This window comes from Flagellimonas sp. ABD4_174, assembly GCF_056160185.1.
Window position 1 is genome coordinate 1,320,311 of the sequence record NZ_JBSWWP010000001.1, and the last position, 21,077, is coordinate 1,341,387.

Below are 21,077 nucleotides of genomic sequence, written 5' to 3' on the forward strand. Positions count from 1 at the left end.
GAAGTTAGATTGTATGTAAATATGTGTTCACCCCAGTTTTACAGATTCACCATTGACCAATATTTCCAGGGTTTCTCCCGAATCTATATCGAATGTGGTGCCATCTTGTGCCACGGTTACTTTTAAAATTCTTTCCCTAAAGTTGATCTTAAAGGAATATTTCTCCCATTGTTTTGGAATTTTGGGTGCAAAAGAAAGTTTTCCATTTTTTATGCGCATCCCACCAAAACCTTCTACAATGCTCATCCAAGTACCGGCCATGGAGGTAATATGCAAACCTTCTTCAACTTCTTTATTGTAATCGTCCAAATCTAAGCGAGAGGTTCTCAAATAAAAGGTGTAAGCTTGGTCCATGCGGTCCAATTTAGCTGCCTGTACCGAGTGTACGCAAGGTGATAAGGAAGATTCATGGACCGTATATGGTTCATAGAAATCAAAATGTTTTTCCAGCTCGACATCGGTAAAGTGGTCCTCAAAAAAATAGAAACCTTGTAATGTATCCGCCTGTTTAATGTAGGGCGATCTTAGAATACGGTCCCAACTCCAATGTTGATTGATAGGACGTTCTTTTTTGTTCAGATCCTCTACGGGTACCAAATCCTTATCCAAAAATCCATCTTGTTGCAAATAGACGCCGTGTTGCTCGGAATAAGGGAGGTACATTTGGTCGGCCACTTTTTTCCACAACCCTGTTTCATCGTTGGTCAACTTGGTTTTGTCCAAAATCCTTTTATAGTCGCTCGTGTAGTTTTGTTGTACATGATCCAACTGTTCCAAGGCATACTCCAAACACCATTTGGCAATGTAGTTGGTGTACCAGTTGTTGTTTACATTGTTTTCGTATTCGTTAGGCCCGGTTACCCCCAGCATTACGTATTTGTTACGATTGATGGACCAGTTGACCCTTTGTTGCCAAAAACGGGCAATACCGATCAGTACTTCCAACCCCATTTCTGGAATATAGGTATGGTCTTGAGTGTAACGGGTGTAGTTAAAAATGGCAAATGCAATAGCGCCGTTTCTGTGGATTTCTTCAAAAGTAATTTCCCATTCATTATGGCATTCTTCACCGTTCATGGTAACCATGGGGTAAAGTGCGGCACCGTTTTTAAAACCCAGCTTTTCCGCGTTTTCGATGGCCCTTTCCAAATGGTTGTAACGATATTTCAATAGTTTTCGCGCTACATCTTGGTTTTTGGTCGCCATGTAGAACGGTATGCAGTAAGCTTCGGTGTCCCAGTAGGTACTCCCTCCATATTTTTCTCCAGTGAATCCTTTGGGGCCAATGTTTAATCGAGAATCTGTGCCCGTATAGGTTTGGTTCAATTGGAAGATGTTAAAACGTATGCCCTGCTGTGCCTTCACATCGCCTTCGATGTGGATATCGCTCATTTCCCAAACGCTCGCCCAGGCTTTTTTCTGTTCATCCAAGAGCGCATCAAACCCTAAGGAAAAAACTTGGTCCAATAGGGTGTTGGCTACTTTTTTTAATTGATTTGCTTCGTGGTTTCTGTCTACAGTGTAGCCTCCAAATTTTATTAAAGCGACCTGTTCGCCCTTTTTTACTTTTTGAGAGAATTCAAATCCGACGGACAATTCACTTTCATTGATCGAATCGGGTGCTTCCTTGGTAGTATTGCCATACACCATTTTTGCCTGCATAAAAGTGCAGACCTTAAAGTTGGTTTTCATGGTGTGGGATTCGATGAATGCCCTGTTCTTTTCCGAGCTAATTTTGGTAGTGTTCCAAAACTTGTCGTCCCAGTTACTATCTTCGTTGGTTATACCTGCATCGAGATAGGGTTTTAAAACAACTTCGGCATCCGTATTGATGGGTTTGATCTCAAATTTAATGGCGCCAACTTCATCCTGTACTAAACTTAAAAAACGGGTGGCAATCACTTCGATTTCCACATTGTTTGGGGTGGTCGCGACAAAATTTCGTCGGTACCATCCTTCTTTCATGTTGAGCTCTCGTTTAAAATTTTTGATATGGGAGCACGTGGCCAAATCCAAAGGTATTCCATCGATTTCCACATCGATACCGATCCAATTGGGTGCGTTCAATACCTTGGCGAAATATTCCGGATAGCCATTTTTCCACCAACCAACACGGGTTTTATCGGGATAATATACCCCGGCAATATAACTACCCTGAAAAGTGGGCCCAGAATAGGTCTCTTCAAAATTTGCGCGTTGCCCCATGGCACCATTTCCTATACTAAAAAGGCTTTCGGAAGATTTAACACGATCCTTGTCGAATCCTTCTTCAATTATGCTCCATGCATTTGGTTGTATATAATCTTGATTCATTTTTGCGGTTGATTGATGTTTATAGTATTTTGAATATTAAGTGTTCTTTATCTGAGTGTTAGCTCGATCGGGAATATAGGAAAATCAATTATAACTCTAGTGCTTTATCGTCCGTATCATCTACTTTTAAAACAAGTATTGCAGCGATCAGAAAAGCAACACCACTTGTTACCAATGCATAAATGGGCTGGCCATTATAAAAGTACTTTACAATGGGGCCGCCGATCAATGCATTTATAATTTGTGGTATCACAATAAAAAAATTGAAAATGCCCATATAAACGCCCATTTTTTGCGGGGGAATGGCCCCGGCCAATATCGCATAGGGCATGGCCAAAATACTGGCCCAAGCAATTCCAATGCCGAACATGGACAAAATGAGCCAATTTTCGTTGGGCATAATATAAATGGATAAAAACCCGAGCGCACCAATGATCAAGGAAATGCTATGGGTTTTTTTACGTCCTACCTTTTTGGCAATAGCCGGTAGAAAAAAGGCAAAAATTGCTGAGACCCCATTATATACTCCGAATAAAATGCCGACCCAATCCCCGGCATTTTGATAGGCAGAACTTTGGCTATTGTTGGGGTCCAAACCATAGATATGTTCGGCGATGGCCGGTGTGGCGAACACCCAAAGCCCAAACAAGCCAAACCAGGAAAAGAACTGCACCCAGCTCAATTGCCGCATGGTAACGGGCATTTTTGCAAAATCAGAAAAAATATCCAGCAGACTGCTCTTTTCGTCAATGGTCTCTTTGGTGTTTTCTTGTTTGTTCAGCAGGGCCATTTCGGCTGGTGTATATTCCTTTGTGGTGAATACGGTTATGGCAACACTGGTAACAAGTATCAAGGCACCTATTACAAAGGAAATCAATAAATTCAATGGGACTTCCCCTGCAGTTGCAGTGTTGCTTATACCGACCCAGTTGGTCAGAACATAGGGTAACCAAGAACCTATTACTGCACCAATCCCGATCAAAACTGTTTGGACACTATAGCCCAGGGTGCGCTGATCGGAGGGCAACATATCCGCAATCAACGCCCTAAAAGGCTCCATTGCAATATTGAATGATGCATCCATAATCATAAGCATACCTGCTCCGACCCAAAGCGATGGCATAATGGCCGTAAACATATCTGCGTTGGGCATTAGCACAAGCCCCAACGAAGCCAACAATGCACCTGTTAGAAAGTAGGGGCGGCGACGCCCAAGGCGTGTCCAAGTCTGATCGCTATAATGACCGACAATGGGTTGTACTATTAATCCTGTAAGTGGGGCAACGATCCAGAACCAGGAAAGTTCGTGCACATCGGCACCAAAACTTTGGAGTATTCTACTGGCGTTGGCATTTTGAAGGGCAAATCCCATTTGTATTCCTAGAAATCCAAAACTTAGGTTCCAGATTTCCCAGAAGCTTAATCGACGCTTTTGAAACATTGTAGTTGATATTTATTTCAAAGTTGGAACAGTTCGTCTGACCAACCAATATTTACCGGGAAGTAAAATTTAAGCGTTGACTGGGGTCAAAGGTACGTTTTTTTTAATTATTACAAGTTGTGCAACCTTTTTACAGGTCCTTAATTCAGCGTCGAGTCCCGAAGAACAAGGTCGGTATGAACTATATGTGTGGTGTATTGTGGTTCTTGATGGTCTTCTTCCATTTTTTCCAGTCTATTGATTAGGGTCTCTGCAGCAAGCCTGCCCATTTGAATACCATGTTGACTAATCGTGGTCAGGTGCGGTCTGGAACATTTGGATAAAATTCCATCCGAAAAACCGATGACCGAAATCTGTTCCGGTATCTCAATGCCTCTGGCCCGAGCTACATTCAACGCAGTGATTGCATAAATTTCGTTCACACCGAAAATGCCGTCAATATCTGGGTGGTTTTCGAATACTTTATGAATTCTATCTTCCAATATCTTCTGGTCATCGTCGGAATCACCGACTTCTCCGATCCTAATGATCAAATCCTTATTGTAGGGAATATTGTTGGCAGAAAGGGCATCTCTATATCCCTCGGTCCTCAAGCGGCCAATGTCCAAATAATCCTTGGTGGTAAGCAATAAAATTTTTCTCCGGCCTTCATTTATCAGTTTTTGAACGGCCGTTCGCCCCGCTTCACGGTCGTTTATAATTATTTTATCGCTGGGAATTTCGTCCACTACACGGTCGAACATCACTACCGGAATGTTTCTGTTGATGGTTTCTTGCAGGTGATGGAAGTCTTTTTTTAATAAGGTCTCTTTGGATAGAGATATTATAAAGCCATCGATACTGCCATCCACCAACATTTCCATATTTATGACTTCTTTGTCAAATGACTCGTTGGTTACCCCGATGATAACGTTGTACTCTTTTGAGTTGGCCACCTCTTCAATACCAGAAATTACCTTGGCAAAAAAGTGATGTACGATTTCTGGGATAATAACACCAATGGTCTTGGTTTTTTTGTTTTTGAGGCTCAGCGCAATACTGTTGGGTCGATAATTGTAGAATTTGGCAAAGGCCTGTACTTTTTCCCGGTTCTCCTTGCTTATGTCCTTATTGTTCTTGAGTGCCTTGGATACCGTTGAAATGGAAAGTCCCAATTCCGCGGCAATCTTTTTAAGCGTCATTTTAGGTTTCATTCTACATGATCTTTCATTGAATCCGGTAATCTGATTCAATTTTCTACCAAAGATAAGGGGAATGGGAATCGTTAGGTAATTTTTTGTCAACCAGAAAACGTTGTAAGTGTCAAAACCTGATAATTGTCAAAAAAATGAGGTTGGTAATTACATATTTTCGCCTACGGGAAGTAAAATTTAGCATAATCGTAAAATTAACTTTAACTAACATCAATATGAGAATTAAACGGATGTACCTTTTATGGTGCATGTTTCTGATTCCTTTTGTACAATATGCCCAAATTACGGTGCAAGGAACGGTAACAGACGCAGCCCAGGTGCCATTGCCTGGAGTTAGTATCATCATTAAGGGAACAAGTCAGGGAACAGCAACTGACTTTGACGGGAATTATTTGCTGCAGGCCAATATGGGCGATACACTTGTGTTCTCCTATATTGGTTTTCAGCCAAAAGAAATGGTGGTTTCGGGTAACGAACTGAATGTAACCCTAAATGAAGATACCACTTTATTGGACGAGGTTGTGGTAATCGGGTACGGTACCACGACGGTAGAGGATGCTACAGGATCGGTAGCCTCGGTAACTTCGGAGGACTTTAACAAGGGGGCCATTGTATCCACGGATCAACTCCTTACGGGTAAAACTGCCGGTGTGAGGATCACAAGCAGTGGTGGACAACCCGATGCCGCACCGAATATCCGAATTCGCGGTGGATCTTCATTGACCGCAAACAACAACCCTTTGATCGTAATCGATGGAATTCCGGTGGACAATACGAACCCAGCCGGGGTAAGCAATCCACTAACATTGATCAATCCAAACGATGTGGAGAGTTTTTCCATATTAAAGGATGCTTCGGCGACCGCTATTTATGGGTCCAGGGCATCGAACGGGGTTATCATTATCACTACCAAAAAGGGATTGACCGGGGAATTTAAATTCAATTTCTCTACAAATACTACCATAAGCAAGGTGGGTAAGGAAATCGATATGATGAATTCGAGCTCGTTTACCAGATTTATTCAAGAGTATCATCCGGATTTCACCAATTTTCTTGGGGTGGATGATCCATCTACCGAAGCGGTTGACGATTTGAGCACCGAAAACATCGAAGGAAGGATACTGGCGGATACTGACTGGCAAGATGCCATTTATAGAACAGCAATTTCCTTTGATCATAATTTTAGTGCCAGGGGAAGTATTTTTAAATCCGTTCCCATTAGATTGTCATTGGGTTATACGGAAAATCAAGGCTTGGTGAAAACAAGTGATTACGAAAGGATTACGAGCTCCGTAAAGGTAACACCACGATTTTTTGACGATCATTTGAAAGTGGATTTCAACGCCAAGGGCATAATCTCCAAAAAGAATTCCATCGATGAAGGTGGTGCTTTGGGAGGAGCCGTTAACATGGATCCCACAAAACCTATTTTTGATGACTCACCCAACAATCGATTTGGTGGATATTACCAAAATACGGTTCTAGATGGGGATTTTGTTAGTTTGGACGGACAGTGGAACCCTGTTGCCATATTAATGCAGCGTTATCGACCAGAACGGGTCAATAGAATCTTGGCCAATATGGAATTGGATTATAAAATGCATTTTATGCCAGAACTGAGAGCCGTTGCCAATTTGGGTATTGAGGCTTCAAAAGCAAAAATCAAGGAGGTCTACACCGATAATTCACTGGCGACCTACAAACAAGATGATACCGCAACAGAAATAGCTAACAATTATCGATTTAACCCGGGGGTTAATTATAGGGAAAATCAAGATATTGTGAACCGTACCCTGGAGGCCTATCTGGCCTACGATAAGGAATTGGGGGGCGCTATCACAAATTTTGATGTACAGGCCGGTTACTCGTATCAAAATTTTAAGAACGATGGTAACAAAGAGGAGTACAATTACGATACCTCCACCGGTGAGCGTTTTCTAGTGTTCGATCCGCAAAACCCAACCAACAGATATTACAACGAACTCAACTTGCAATCGTTTTTTGGTCGTGGAAACATTAATTTTTACGATAAATATTTGCTTACACTGTCTTTCCGAGCAGATGCATCCTCGCTATTTGCCAAGGAAAATCGATGGGGATATTTCCCTGCAGCCGCATTGGCCTGGAAAGTTTACGAAGAAGACTTTATGGAAAGTGTGGATTTCGTGAACAATCTTAAATTAAGATTGGGTTGGGGTAGAACTGGGCAACAGGACATTACCGGGGCAGTAGGTTTTTACCCATCACTTCCGCTTTTTGAACCAGGATCGGTAACCAGCCAATACCTTCAAGGATATGCGCTTTACTCGGCAAAACCATTTAACTCCGATCTAACTTGGGAGAAAGCGGAGACCTATAATGCGGGAATCGATTTTGGATTGTTCAACAACAATGTTTTGAGTGGTTCTTTTGATGTGTACTACCGAACCACCAAGGATTTGTTGGCAACGGTTCCTGTAGCTCCAGGACAGGCACTTACCTCTTCTTTTGTAAAAAATGTTGGTGAAACCGAGAGCAAGGGTTTTGAACTTAATTTCAATGTAAAGGCTCTTCAGAACAATGATATGTCGCTGGAATTTTACGGAAATACCTCTTACAGTCGTGCGGAAGTAACCGACTTGGAAGATGTGACCCGTATTACAGCAAGTGAATCAGGACTGCCTACAGGTACTGGAGTAAACCTGGCATACCATGCAGTTGGCTTCCAACCCTATTCAGCATGGGTCTTCCGACAATTGTACGACGAAGCTGGCAATCCAATACATGGTGCATTTGCCGATTTTAATGGTGACGGTACGGTAGATAACGACGACAGATATTATCGTTCTTTGCGCCCAAATTGGACATTTGGTTTCGGTTTTAGCTTTAACTACGGCAAGTTTGACCTGAGCTCAAGTTTTAGAGGGCAATTTGGTGGACAGGTCTATAATTCCCGAAGGCTTACATCGGGCTGGGTGGACAATGCAATCCCCAATAATTCCAATAGTCTATCCAATGTGCTCGATTTTTATGGCGGTGCAGCAAATACAAACTTTGTAAATGTACAGGGAAATGTGCCATTCTCCGATTACTTTTTGGAAGATGCAACTTTTCTAAGGTGTGAGAACATAGTGTTGGGCTACCGTTTGGACGATGCACTGCCAAACGTTTCCATGCGATTTTATGGAGCCTTGAACAATCCGTTCATTATTACCAAATATGATGGACAGGATCCTGAAAACTTCAATGCAATAGACAATAATTTCTACCCAAGGCCTCGGTCTTTTACAGTTGGGGTAAATGTGGACTTTTAAGATATAGCTGACATGAAAAAATTAAAATCAATAATATTTCTAGTAATTCCCTTGACCTTTATGATCCAAGGGTGTACCAAAGACCTGGATACCGAACCAGAAGTAGAGCTCACTTTGGATGAGCTACTCCAGGAAGATCCGGATGCCGTTAGCGGTATTCTGTCCAGACTGTATGCTTCATTTGCTCTTTCTGGCCCAGATGGACCAGGTAGTTCCGACATTGATGATGATGCCGGGGAATCCCCATTCTTGAGAGGAATTGTCAATCTTCAGGATTTTACCGCAGATGGCATGAAAAACCGATGGGGGGACGATGGTTTGGACCAATTGACCACCACTTCCGACTGGGACGAGAACAATAAATTTTTCCGTTACCTCTACAACCGTATTTACTACACCATCCCACAAGCAAATAACCTGCTTTTGGTATTAAGTGCCGTAGATTTCGAAAACAAAGGAGAGATCGAGGGAGAAGTTCGGTTTATTAGAGCTTTGGCCTACTACTACCTAATAGATTGTTTTGGTAAAGGTGTGCTGGCAACAGAGGAAAATTACGGTACATCCGACCCACTACCGGAGGTAGACCGTTTGGAATTGTTTTCCTATGTGGAGAACGAACTCTTGGCGGCCGTGGACTTATTGCCAGATACAAACGAGTATGGTAGGGCCAATAAAAGTGTGGCCCGAATGCTTTTGGCAAAACTATATATGAACGCCGAGGTGTATACAGGAACTGCAATGTACAATGAGGCAGTGCCGATTATATCACAAGTGATCAACGAAGGTGGTTACTCCTTGGACGAAAACTTTGTGAGCGTCTTCTCAGGAGATAATAACTTATCATCGGAAATTATTTTTCCATTGATTGCAGATGCCGATATAAGCCAAAGCTATGGGAATACCACATATATAGTAAATGGTAACCTTAGTACAGAGACCATGACCCTTAGCGATTTTGGTGCAGAAGAAGGCTGGAGTGGGCACAGGGCGACCAAAGCATGGTACGGTCTCTTTAACGATGGCGATTTGGAAAACAGCACGGATGATCGGGCAGCTCTTTTCTGGACAGAAGGCCATAATTATGAAATGACGGACTATAAGGCATGGACCGATGGGTACCCGTCCATAAAGTTTAGAAATACATTTTACTACAGCGACTCCAATCCAACAAGTTTTTCCAGTACCGATTTCCCCTTGTTCCGTTTGGCAGATGCCTACTTAATGTACGCCGAGCTGGCGGTGCGCGGAGCAACCGGTGCCGATATGGCGACCGCGGTGGGCTACGTAAATGCTGTTAGAAACCGCTCTAATGCAAGCTCCATAGGTCAATCGGCCCTTACATTGGATTTTATTTTGGATGAAAGGGCAAGGGAACTCAATCTTGAAGGACATCGCAGAAGTGATCTAATTCGGTTTGGTAAGTTTACGGGCAATAGTTACGTGTGGCCATGGAAAGGAAATACATTGAATGGAACTTCCATTCCAGAAACCTACAAACTTTTCCCAATTCCATTGACTGCATTGGAAGCCAACCCAAATCTGACTCAAAATCCTGGATACTAATAAAAACCATTCTCATGAAAAACATAAAATTATTTATAGCACAAATTTTGGGGGTTGTAACGGCCCTAGCCCTATTTACCGGGTGTGAAAACGATGATCACGTGCCAGAATTCACATTGCAGACAGCATCGGAAAATGTTGCATTCCAAAATGAATTTTTGGTCGAATATCTTCTTTCGGACGAGACACCGGATAACATAGCCGAACGATTTGTATGGAATCCAGTGGATTTTGGAGTGCCAACAGAAATCTCCTATAGGTTGGAAGGCTCTATCTCGGAGAATTTTGATGCAGACGGAGCATACCAGTTCGATTCGGGAACACTGACGACCACCAATGCAAGTGTTACCGTAAACCAGTTGCTGTCCATGGCAGAAGGTCTTGGATTGGACGACGACCCATCTACCACTGACGAAGAAGGAGAACCAAACAATTCGGGAACTGTTTACTTTAAAGTAACCGCATTTGTAGGAAGTGGAGAAGGAACAGACGCAGTTTCAACGGAATCCGATATGGAAGCATTGACCATAACAATGGTCGAAAAATCATCAGAAGGAGGTGCAGGAATTGAAATATCCAGTTGGGGAGTGGTAGGCTCCGGATATAACGATTGGGGAGCATTCGAAGATGCCCCTTTCTACACTACTTCAACCGACGGAGTGTATGTTGCCTACGTAAATCTGTTGGATGGTGAAATAAAATTCCGTGAGAACAACGATTGGGCCAATGATTTTGGCGACACCGATGCAGACGGAACTTTGGATGCAGGTGGCGATAATATTGCGGTAACTGCCGGTGATTACAAAATAACCATGAACCTTAACGATAACACCTATACCATGGAAGAGTTTTCCTGGGGTGTAGTTGGATCGGGCTACAACGATTGGGGTGGCGCTGGGCCAGATGCCAAATTCTTCTACGATTATACAACGGATACTTTTAAAGTGGGTGTAGAATTGATCGATGGCGAGATCAAGTTTAGAATGAACAATGAATGGACAACCGATTTTGGGGATACCGGAGTAGATGGAATTTTGGATGCAGGTGGCGATAACCTAGCTGTAACTGCAGGGTATTACATGATTACTTTGGATTTCAATGCAGGGACCTATACCTTGGAAGAAGCTAGTTTATGGGGTATTGTTGGTAGTGGGTATAACGATTGGGGAGCAACCAATGATTATATGCTCACCGAAGTGAACCCCGGTATTTGGGTGGCCGAAAATGTGGAATTGATCGACGGGGAAATCAAATTTAGGATAAATGAAGCATGGGATACCGATTTCGGTGATACCGGTGCAGATGGAACCTTGGATGCAGGTGGCGATAATATTGCCGTAACGGCAGGTACTTATCTGGTTACCATGGATCTATCCAACGAGGGTGCACCTGTTTATTCCTTGATTGCAAGGTAGGCAACAGACCCTTTTAAATAATTAAAGATAAAGGGGAATGGCATACTGCTGTTTCCCTTTTTTTCTAAATAGCCACTATGAAAAAACTTATACTTTTAGGGTTTTTGCTATCCATCACAACGTTCTGGGCCCAAGTTACCATTGAGCCTTTTCCTTTTGCGGTGGATGAGCAAATAACCATAACCGTAGATCTTAACAGCAATGCGACCGACTGCAATGGACTTGCCGATCCGAACAAAGTATATCTTCATTCCGGTATAGGGACGAACATCGACCCATGGGCAACAGTTGTTGGAAATTGGGGGCAAGATGACGGTGTTGGAGAAATGTCCGATAACGGTAATGGAACATGGAGCATCACATTTGTTCCAGAAGATTACTATGGATTAACCCCTGAGCAAGCTGACAATGCAACCCGAATGGGAATGGTTTTCCGGAATGCATTGGGCAGTCAAGAGCTTAAGGCCAATGGCTGCAACGATTTCTTTTTTGATGTTGGCAGCTTTCAAATGGAACTGACCAATCCTACCACAAGTCTAACCGTGTTAAATCCGGGTGAGAATTTGGTAATTTCCGCCACAAGTTCCGTAGAGGCAGAATTCACATTGACCATCAACGGAAACATAACCGATTCCTTTAATGGCGTGGAATACAATTTTGATCATACCAATATCACCGAAAATTCACAGTATGTTTTAGAAGCCGAAAGCGAAGGCGAAACGCGTACGGAAAATTTTATGGTCGTGGTTAATATTGAAGAACAAGCAGTGCCCAACGGTATGCTGGACGGCATCAACTTTGATCCCAATGACGATACTTCGGCAACACTCGTTTTATATGCTCCGGGGAAAGAGGTGGTGCATGTGGTCGGAGATTTCAATAATTGGACACCCAATGATGCATATTTACTGAAAAAGGATAGCGATCAAGATCGATTCTGGATCGAGTTGACCGGATTGACTCCTCAATTTGATCATATGTATCAATACTTGGTAGATGGGGAGATTACAATTGCAGACCCTTACTCCACCCTTATTTTGGATGAGAACAACGATTCCTATATCGATAATATTACCTATCCTGATTTACCTGCCTACCCTTCCGGTCAAACAGAACACGCTGTAACTGTACTAAAAACAGGTCAGCCTACATTTAATTGGCAAAATGATGGAGTGGAACTACCCAGTAAAACGGATTTGGTGGTTTATGAGCTGCTGATAAGGGATTTTGATCAACTGCACAGCTTTGATGCCGTACGGAATAGGTTGGATTATCTTCAAGGACTGGGAGTAAACGCCATTGAGCTGATGCCTGTTTCCGAATTCGATGGCAATGAGAGTTGGGGGTACAATCCATCATTCCATATGGCGTTGGACAAATATTATGGAACGGCCAATGCTTTTAAACAATTGGTCGATGAATGCCATGGAAGGGGTATGGCGGTAATCGTGGATGTGGTTTTTAACCATGCATCCGGGCAAAACCCGTTTTACCGACTTTGGAACACCGATAACGGAGGCTATGGGGGTTTCGCCGCAGGGGACAATCCGTTCTTTAATGAGGAGGCAACACATGCTTACAGTGTTTTTAACGATTTTGACCACGGTCAACAAGCAACCAAGGACTACGTAAAACGTGTATCCCAATACTGGATATCGGAGTATAATTTGGACGGTTTTCGGTGGGACCTGACCAAGGGTTTTACCCAGAATTGCTCAGCATCCGACGAAGCTTGTACAGGAGCTTATCAAGCGGATAGGGTTGCCGTACTCAAGGAATATGCAGATTATCAATGGGAAATCAAAGAGGATTTTTTGGTCATTTTTGAACATTTGGGAACAAATGAAGAAGAGACCGAGTGGGCAGAATATCGCTTGGAAGAAGGTAAAGGTATTATGCTGTGGAGCAATCTAAATGTTTCCTACAGCGAAGCTTCGATGGGTTGGAACAATAATTCCGACTTCTCTTGGGTGTCCTATTTAAATCGCAACTGGAGCGCGCCATCCAATATTTCGTACATGGAAAGTCATGATGAAGAACGCATGATGTACCGTAACCTGAATTTTGGAAACGCATCCGGAGACTACAATATACAGCAAATATCCACGGGCTTGGACCGTTTGGAGCTGGCGGGAGCTTTTTTCTTTACTGTCCCCGGACCAAAAATGATTTGGCAATTCGGTGAGTTGGGATACGATTATTCCATCGATTATAACGGAAGAACTGGGAACAAGCCCATTTTGTGGGAGTATTTTAATGACCCGGATAGAAAGAATGTTTACGATACATGGTCCAAGTTAAACTTGTTGGCAGTAGAGGAGCCCATATTTGAAACTATGGATTTTGCCTTGGATGCGGACAATGAATCCGGATTAAAAACGATTCATTTAACCAATGCCTCAGCCGGTGAGGGCGAGATCGGGTATGTGGTCATTGTAGGGAATTTTGATGTGCAGGAACAAGCTATAGATCCCAAATTTCAAGAAACTGGAGTTTGGTACGAGTTTTTGGAGAATAACCTAAAGCATGTTGTGGTAAATGCAAACGAACCAATGGTTCTGGCACCAGGGGAGTACCGTATTTTTGGAAATAACCCAAGTGGGCTTTTTCCGAACGACAACCCTCCCGATGCAGATTCCGATGGGGTATTGGATGCGAACGACCTTTGCCCGAATACAACATTGGGAGCTGTTGTGAATGTGGACGGCTGCGAGGTTTTTTCTCTCCCAGAGGACAATTTCACGGTTCTGACAGAAAGCGAAACCTGTCGTGGCAGTGATAATGGAAGCATATCCGTATCTGCTTTGCAAACACTTGCCTATACAGCTACATTGTCCGGGAACAGTGAGGCCACCATCAATTTTGAAAACGAAGTCGATTTTGAGAATTTATCCGCAGGTAACTATCAACTGTGCATTACTGTTGCAGGCCAATCTGATTACCAGCAATGCTACACCTTGGCAGTCACAGAACCACAATCCTTGGAAGTATATTCAAGTTTGAACAAGAACGATAATATACTTTCCTTGGAATTAAAAGGCGCCGATTTTTACAACATACAAATCAATGATGAAGTCCATCTTACCACGCAGGAATCATTTAAACTTAAATTGAGTCAATCGGTAAACAAATTAAAGGTCCTTACAAATAAAGATTGTCAGGGATTGTTTGAGGAAACCTTTATCCTAACAGATAAGGCCATGGCCTATCCCAACCCAATGGTAGATGCAAGCTCGGTATCTCTAGATTTGGGCTTTGATACGAATGAAAAATTGAATGTTCAGGTATTCGATCTCAATGGGAAATTACATCTATCCAAAACAATGGAGACCAATTTTGGTAAACTGGATATCGATCTCTCCGGATATGCCAATGGGATGTACCTTATTAAAGTGGTTGGCAAGGAAACTACACACGAATTTAAAATTATAAAACAATGAAAATAGTTTATAAATACTTTCTGTTTACTATGGTACTGTCACTGTTTTCGTGTGGAGGTAGTGGAGATGACCCAGCGCCCGATCCAGACCAGGATGTGCCGGCACCTAAGGCGGCCACATTGGTTTTTCCTAATAATAATGAAGAATGTACCGAAGGTGTTTTGGTTTCGGATACGGAAAGCCTGGTCACTTTTGAGTGGACTGCAGTTCAAAATACCGATACCTATATGTTAATACTGACCAATCTTGAGTCTGGTGAAGAACGTTCATCCATTACAACCAATAGTGAACTTGAGGTAACTCTGGAGAGGGGAACCGCATATTCATGGTATATAATTTCAAGGGCCAATGGCACCAATGAAACAGCTTTAAGTACTACATGGCGATTTTACAATGCCGGTGTACCGGTTGTTAATCATGCTCCATTTCCTCCTTATGAACCTTTTCCGCAAATGGGACTTGCCGTTAACGCTGGGAACATTACCTTAAAATGGAATAGTGCCGATCTGGATGGAGATGTACTGACCTTTACACTGTATTTGGATACCATTAGTCCGCCGACCACGATTTTGGGAGAAACGGATTCCAATAGTTACAATGCTACTTTAGATTCCAATACCATTTATTATTGGCAAGTGGTTGCCGCGGATGGGGCAGGAAACAATACCCGGTCAGAAATTTTTGAGTTCAGGACCAAACCGTAAACGGTCTGCTGAGTTATCGGGTTTTGTTGATAGGGCAGTCTAACAGGTATATAAATATGATCCTGATTTAAATTCAGAATATTAGTGGATTCGCCTCAAATGGTCGTGAGAATCCGAAAAACTGGTGATGATCATAGGTGCAGATTGATGAAAACAAGCTTATGGGACAGCTCGTATTTTAATCTCAGATGTTAGGAAAAGATAACAGTTTTATTATTGTACACCATAGTTTTTCGGGCAACATGAAGTTGAACTGCACGCGATAGTACAATGCGCTCCAAGTCTCTTCCCTTGGCAATAAAATCTTTAACCGAGTGGGTATGGGAAACTGTGGTCACATCTTGTTCAATAATGGGTCCGGCATCCAGATCTTCTGTAACATAATGACTCGTGGCCCCAATAATTTTTACACCTCGGTTAAAGGCCGCGTGGTACGGCTTTGCCCCCGCAAAAGCAGGTAAAAAGGAATGGTGAATGTTAATGATTCGTTGTGGAAAAACATTGATCACCTTTGGGGATACAATTTGCATATATCTTGCCAGCACAATAAAATCTACATCAAACTTTTTCAAAAGATCAAGTTGTTTGTCCTCGGCTTCTGCTTTGTTTTCCTTGGTCACGGGAATATGGAAATAGGGTATGTTGAATTGTTCCGCGACGTATTCCAAATCTTTATGGTTGCTCAGTATAAAAGGAATTTCGACCGATAGCTCGCCCGAATTATATCGGCTCAGCAGATCATATAAACAATGATTGTACTTGGAAACGAACACAGCCATTTTTGGTTGATGGCCATCAGTATAAGCATCCCATTCCATATTGAAGCCATGGGCGACTTCCTTTTCAAAATCATGTTTAAAATGGTCCAAGGAGACCGTTTTTTCGAACTCGCTTTGTAAGCGCATAAAAAATACCCCAGCCTGTTTGTCCACATGCTGGTCCAAGTAAACAACATTGCCTTTTTGTTTATGGATAAAAGTGGTTACGGATCTAATAATCCCCGATTGGTCAGGGCAATTAATGAGAACGGTAAGTTTCATGCGGTATAATTAAGTGGGTAAAATTATGATATTCAGAATAGCAAGCCCAGACTTACAATATTTTTTGTATAATCTTAATCAAAATCAATTTTCAATTGCATTTTCCGTAAATTGCAGAGCAAATTTTCAGCTTTTATTACAGATGGAACAAATTGAACCTTATAAACCCAAACATAAAATCAGAATTGTAACGGCAGCTTCCTTGTTCGATGGCCATGATGCGGCCATTAATATAATGAGGCGAATTATCCAGGCTACAGGAGTGGAGGTAATTCATTTGGGACACGATAGGAGTGTGGCCGAGGTGGTAGATTGCGCCATTCAAGAGGATGCCAACGCCATTGCGATGACCTCTTACCAAGGAGGGCACAACGAATATTTTAGGTATATGTTCGATTTGTTGAAGGAAAGAGGTGCTGGACATATCAAAATTTTTGGCGGCGGTGGCGGTGTAATCTTGCCCGATGAAATAAAAGAACTGATGGAATACGGGATCGAACGTATCTACTCTCCGGATGACGGACGTGAACTGGGACTTCAGGGTATGATCAACGACCTGATTCAAAGATGTGATACAGCAGTCCCCGATATGCCTCTCTCCAAAGGAGAGTCCCTGGAAAACAAATTGGCAGAAAAGGATTCAAATACATTGGCCCGTTTAATTTCTTTGGCAGAAAATCGTCATGAAGAATTCGAAAAATTTGAAGCTATTATTGCCAAGGAAAAAGGAAACGTTCCGGTTTTGGGAATTACCGGTACAGGAGGAGCTGGTAAATCCAGCCTGGTGGATGAACTCGTGCGCCGATTTTTAATGGATTTCCCCGATAAACACATTGGGCTTATTTCCGTAGATCCATCTAAGCGAAAAACCGGGGGTGCGCTTTTGGGGGACAGGATCCGTATGAACGCTATCAACAACGAAAGGGTTTATATGAGGTCTTTGGCCACTCGGCAATCCAATTTGGCCTTGTCCAAATACGTAGCGGAAGCTGTTGATGTGCTCAAGGCGGCAAAATATGACCTAATTGTGTTGGAGACCTCTGGGATAGGTCAGTCGGACACCGAAATATTGGAACATAGCGATGTCTCCCTATATGTGATGACCCCGGAATTTGGAGCCGCCACACAATTGGAGAAAATAGATATGCTGGATTTTGCGGATATCGTGGCCATAAATAAGTTCGATAAAAGGGGAGCCCTCGATGCTATCCGCGATGTAAAAAAGCAATACGCCCGTAACCACGGACTGTGGCATGCCAATGAAGATGAACTTCCTATTTTTGGAACCATTGCTTCGCAGTTCAATGATCCTGGGATGAACAGCTTGTATAAAATGGTGATGGATACACTGCAAGAAAAAGCAGATTCCAACCTAAAATCTCAGATGGAGATCACACAAGAAATGGCCGAAAAAATCTATGTGATCCCACCGGCACGTACCCGATATTTATCTGAAATTGCCGAGAACAATAGGAGTTATGATGAAAAGGCCAAGTACGAAGCCAAGATAGCCCAAAAACTCTATGGGGTCTTTTTGACCATCACATCTACCTTGGAAATAGATCAAGAACGGGCCGAAGAATTGTTTTTGGATAAATCCGGGCTGAACGAAGATGAAATTCGGTCAAACATCAAAAATGAAGCTTCGGGCGAATTGGTCGAGCTGCTGATCAAAGAGTTTGATCGTATAAAAATGCACTTGAATCCCTTGCATTGGGATGCCATTATAAGATGGAGAGAAAAAGTAGAACGCTATAAATCCGAAGTTTACTCATTTAAAGTAAGGGATAAAGAAGTAAAAATAAAAACCCATACCGAGTCACTATCCCATAGTCAGATTCCAAAAGTAGCTCTGCCCAAATACAAGGCTTGGGGCGATATTTTACAATGGATTTTACAAGAAAACGTACCCGGTGAGTTTCCGTACACAGCTGGTTTGTACCCGTTTAAAAGAGAAGGGGAGGATCCAACAAGAATGTTTGCCGGTGAAGGTGGACCCGAACGGACCAATCGTCGCTTTCATTATGTGAGCATGGATATGCCCGCAAAACGGTTGTCCACGGCCTTTGATTCCGTTACCCTGTACGGTAATGACCCTGATCACAGACCCGATATTTATGGCAAAATAGGCAATGCCGGTGTTTCCATTTGTTGTTTGGACGATGCCAAAAAACTGTATTCCGGCTTTGACCTAAGTAGTCCAATGACCTCGGTGAGCATGACCATTAATGGTCCCGCCCCTATGCTTTTGGCATTTTTTATGAATGCCGCTATAGATCAAAACTGTGAGAAGTACATCAAGGAAAATAACTTGGAGCAAGAAGTGAAGAACAAACTGCAATCCATATTCAAGGCCAAGGGTGTAGAACAGCCCCAATATTATGGCGATTTGCCCGAGGGAAATAATGGATTGGGGTTAATGCTTTTGGGGGTAACCGGAGACCAGGTGCTCCCGAAAGCGGTTTATGAAGCTATTAAACAAAAAACTTTGAATCAGGTTAGGGGTACGGTACAAGCAGATATCTTAAAAGAAGATCAAGCGCAGAACACCTGTATTTTTTCAACCGAATTTGCATTGCGCTTAATGGGCGATGTGCAGGAGTATTTTATTGAGCAGCAAGTCCGAAATTTTTATTCGGTTTCCATTTCGGGATACCATATTGCGGAGGCAGGTGCCAATCCTATTACGCAATTGGCATTTACTCTTTCCAATGGTTTTACTTATGTGGAATACTACCTGAGCCGTGGAATGGATATCAATAAATTTGGACCAAACCTTTCATTTTTCTTTTCCAACGGGGTGGACCCGGAATATGCCGTAATCGGAAGGGTGGCAAGACGTATTTGGTCCAAGGCATTAAAGGAAAAATATGGGGCCGATCCAAGGGCACAAATGCTTAAATATCATATCCAGACTTCGGGAAGGAGCTTGCACGCCCAAGAAATCGATTTCAACGATATCCGTACCACCCTCCAAGCTTTGTATGCCATTTACGATAATTGTAACTCACTGCATACCAACGCGTATGATGAGGCCATTACCACACCTACCGAAGAGTCTGTGCGCAGGGCCATGGCCATTCAATTGATCATTAATAAGGAATTGGGCCTCGCAAAAAATGAAAACCCAATTCAAGGCTCTTTTATAATTGAAGAATTAACCGACTTGGTGGAAGAGGCAGTTTTAATGGAATTTGACAGGATTACGGAGCGGGGCGGCGTTCTGGGAGCTATGGAAACCATGTACCAACGCTCAAAAATTCAGGAAGAGAGCTTGCATTACGAGACCTTGAAGCACTCCGGCGAATACCCTATAATCGGAGTAAATACGTTTTTGAGTTCCAAGGGTTCCCCTACCATTTTGCCCGCCGAGGTTATCCGAGCTACCGAAACAGAAAAGGAGAATCAAATTAAAACCTTGGAAAACCTCCATAAAAGAGAGGCGCAAAAAGCAAAAACACAGTTAAGCGAATTGCAGCAAGTAGCAACCCATAACGAGAACATTTTCGAAAAACTGATGGAAGCGTCCAAATACTGTTCGCTGGGTCAAATTACAGAAGCCCTTTTTCAAGTGGGCGGACAGTATCGCAGAAATATGTAGGAATGCTTAATCGTTCTTGGAAATCAAGGACTTTCTCCATTTTTTAAAGGAAATCCGAAAGATTCGGATTTCTTTTCGAAGGAGGTTCAGGTATTCTTTTTCTTTTACCCCATCTCTTTCCAAACCATTGCAGTAGGCGAGAATATTCCGGGTCATAATGTTGACGTAGGATAGGCTCTTCATTCTGACCGATGGACAGCTGCTCAATGCGGCTTGCTCGACCTCTTTGGTGATCAAATCCGCATCTGCCATAAGGGATTTGGAGATGTCGTCCCTAAAAGAATCGATTTTGCGAAATGATAAAATTTCTCTGTTCTGCGCAAAATACGAGGCCACAGCTTCGCTCATGTCGCGTAGTGCCAAAGATTTACGGTAGATACTAAGGGAGTTAAGAGAATTTCTCTCCATGATTTCACAGCAATTTTGAAACATAAAATTACACACGATTGGAATTTTTTTACTTTTGTTATAAAAGCAATTGGTCGATTTTACTTTCGATTGCAAAAAAATATAACTAATCTACTTTGCATATGAAGATAGATGACTTGAATTGGCAAATACTAAATCATTTACAACAAAATGCAAGGGAATCATTTGCCAATATTGGAAGGAAAATTGGGCTGACACCGCCTGCTGTGGCCGAGCGTGTAAAGAAAATGGAAGACCTCGGAATTATTGAAAATTATGGCGCCAATATTTCCTATGTAGAAGCAGGTTATCAATTAAAGGCCATAATAATGCTCCGTGCATTTATGGGTAAATTAAAACCGTTTTTGGATAAGGTAAAAACTTATCAAGAAGTGGTGAATTGTTATCGGATCACGGGCAACGAGAATATAATTATGGAAGTAATTCTAAAAGATCAGTCCCATTTGGAGAAATTTATAGACGAACTCATCGTATATGGAGAGTGTAGAACCCATATTGTGCTATCCAGTGTGGTAAGCAACGCCCCTATCAAAAAAAGCAGGGGGAGTAAGTAACTAATTGTTAATTTGATGATTTCGAAACAGACTTTGGCTAGATTTTTGATAAAATTGAGTTATGAAAAAAACGTATTTGTTACCAATTCTG

The 21,077-nt window shown here is 42.5% G+C and carries 12 protein-coding genes; 7 read left to right on the forward strand and 5 right to left on the reverse strand.

Going from position 1 to position 21,077, the window contains the following annotated elements:
- Positions 1–27: 27 nt before the first annotated feature.
- The 3 genes from ACXAFK_RS05815 to ACXAFK_RS05825 all read right to left on the reverse strand — a co-directional run bounded on the left by ACXAFK_RS05815 (position 28) and on the right by ACXAFK_RS05825 (position 4,947).
- Positions 28–2,313 carry a glycoside hydrolase family 65 protein gene (locus ACXAFK_RS05815; RefSeq protein WP_474957103.1) on the reverse strand — a complete coding sequence of 762 codons (2,286 nt, stop codon included), beginning with the start codon at positions 2,311–2,313 and terminating at the stop codon, positions 28–30.
- Positions 2,314–2,401: 88 nt separating this feature from the next.
- On the reverse strand, positions 2,402–3,754 hold the full coding sequence (locus tag ACXAFK_RS05820) for an MFS transporter (protein WP_474957104.1): 1,353 nt from the start codon (positions 3,752–3,754) through the stop codon (positions 2,402–2,404).
- A gap of 140 nt (positions 3,755–3,894) precedes the next feature.
- Positions 3,895–4,947: a LacI family DNA-binding transcriptional regulator gene (locus tag ACXAFK_RS05825; RefSeq protein WP_252079131.1), complete on the reverse strand. Its 1,053-nt coding sequence runs from the start codon at positions 4,945–4,947 to the stop codon at positions 3,895–3,897.
- Between the two features lie 215 nt (positions 4,948–5,162).
- Between ACXAFK_RS05825 and ACXAFK_RS05830 the strand changes: the two genes are divergently transcribed.
- The 5 genes from ACXAFK_RS05830 to ACXAFK_RS05850 all read left to right on the forward strand — a co-directional run bounded on the left by ACXAFK_RS05830 (position 5,163) and on the right by ACXAFK_RS05850 (position 15,362).
- A complete protein-coding gene (locus tag ACXAFK_RS05830) occupies positions 5,163–8,240 on the forward strand; it encodes a SusC/RagA family TonB-linked outer membrane protein (protein WP_474957105.1) in 3,078 nt (1,025 codons plus the stop codon).
- A gap of 12 nt (positions 8,241–8,252) precedes the next feature.
- Positions 8,253–9,803 carry a RagB/SusD family nutrient uptake outer membrane protein gene (locus ACXAFK_RS05835; RefSeq protein WP_474957106.1) on the forward strand — a complete coding sequence of 517 codons (1,551 nt, stop codon included), beginning with the start codon at positions 8,253–8,255 and terminating at the stop codon, positions 9,801–9,803.
- Positions 9,804–9,817: 14 nt separating this feature from the next.
- Entirely contained in the window at positions 9,818–11,218 is a 1,401-nt protein-coding gene (locus ACXAFK_RS05840; protein ID WP_474957107.1) for a SusF/SusE family carbohydrate-binding protein, read from the forward strand.
- 77 nt (positions 11,219–11,295) lie between these two features.
- On the forward strand, positions 11,296–14,658 hold the full coding sequence (locus ACXAFK_RS05845) for an alpha-amylase family glycosyl hydrolase (protein ID WP_474957108.1): 3,363 nt from the start codon (positions 11,296–11,298) through the stop codon (positions 14,656–14,658).
- The gene (locus ACXAFK_RS05850) at positions 14,655–15,362 is read left to right on the forward strand and encodes a hypothetical protein (RefSeq protein ID WP_474957109.1); all 708 of its coding nucleotides are present in this window, start codon (positions 14,655–14,657) and stop codon (positions 15,360–15,362) included. The genes ACXAFK_RS05845 and ACXAFK_RS05850 overlap by 4 nt, the downstream gene beginning before the upstream one ends.
- A gap of 191 nt (positions 15,363–15,553) precedes the next feature.
- On the opposite strand, the gene purU is transcribed toward ACXAFK_RS05850, so the two are convergent.
- Positions 15,554–16,402 (reverse strand): formyltetrahydrofolate deformylase, encoded by an 849-nt coding sequence (purU, locus tag ACXAFK_RS05855; RefSeq protein ID WP_293294199.1) that lies wholly within the window; start codon positions 16,400–16,402, stop codon positions 15,554–15,556.
- Between the two features lie 142 nt (positions 16,403–16,544).
- Between purU and ACXAFK_RS05860 the strand changes: the two genes are divergently transcribed.
- Positions 16,545–20,003, forward strand: coding sequence for a methylmalonyl-CoA mutase family protein (locus ACXAFK_RS05860; protein ID WP_293294201.1), 3,459 nt, complete (start codon positions 16,545–16,547; stop codon positions 20,001–20,003).
- Positions 20,004–20,009: 6 nt separating this feature from the next.
- On the opposite strand, the gene ACXAFK_RS05865 is transcribed toward ACXAFK_RS05860, so the two are convergent.
- Complete coding sequence (locus tag ACXAFK_RS05865; RefSeq protein ID WP_224835241.1) at positions 20,010–20,411, reverse strand: hypothetical protein; 402 nt, start codon at positions 20,409–20,411, stop codon at positions 20,010–20,012.
- 122 nt (positions 20,412–20,533) lie between these two features.
- On the opposite strand from ACXAFK_RS05865, the gene ACXAFK_RS05870 reads away from it, so the two are divergent.
- Positions 20,534–20,986 carry an Lrp/AsnC family transcriptional regulator gene (locus ACXAFK_RS05870; RefSeq protein ID WP_224835240.1) on the forward strand — a complete coding sequence of 151 codons (453 nt, stop codon included), beginning with the start codon at positions 20,534–20,536 and terminating at the stop codon, positions 20,984–20,986.
- The last annotated feature ends 91 nt before the right edge of the window (positions 20,987–21,077 follow it).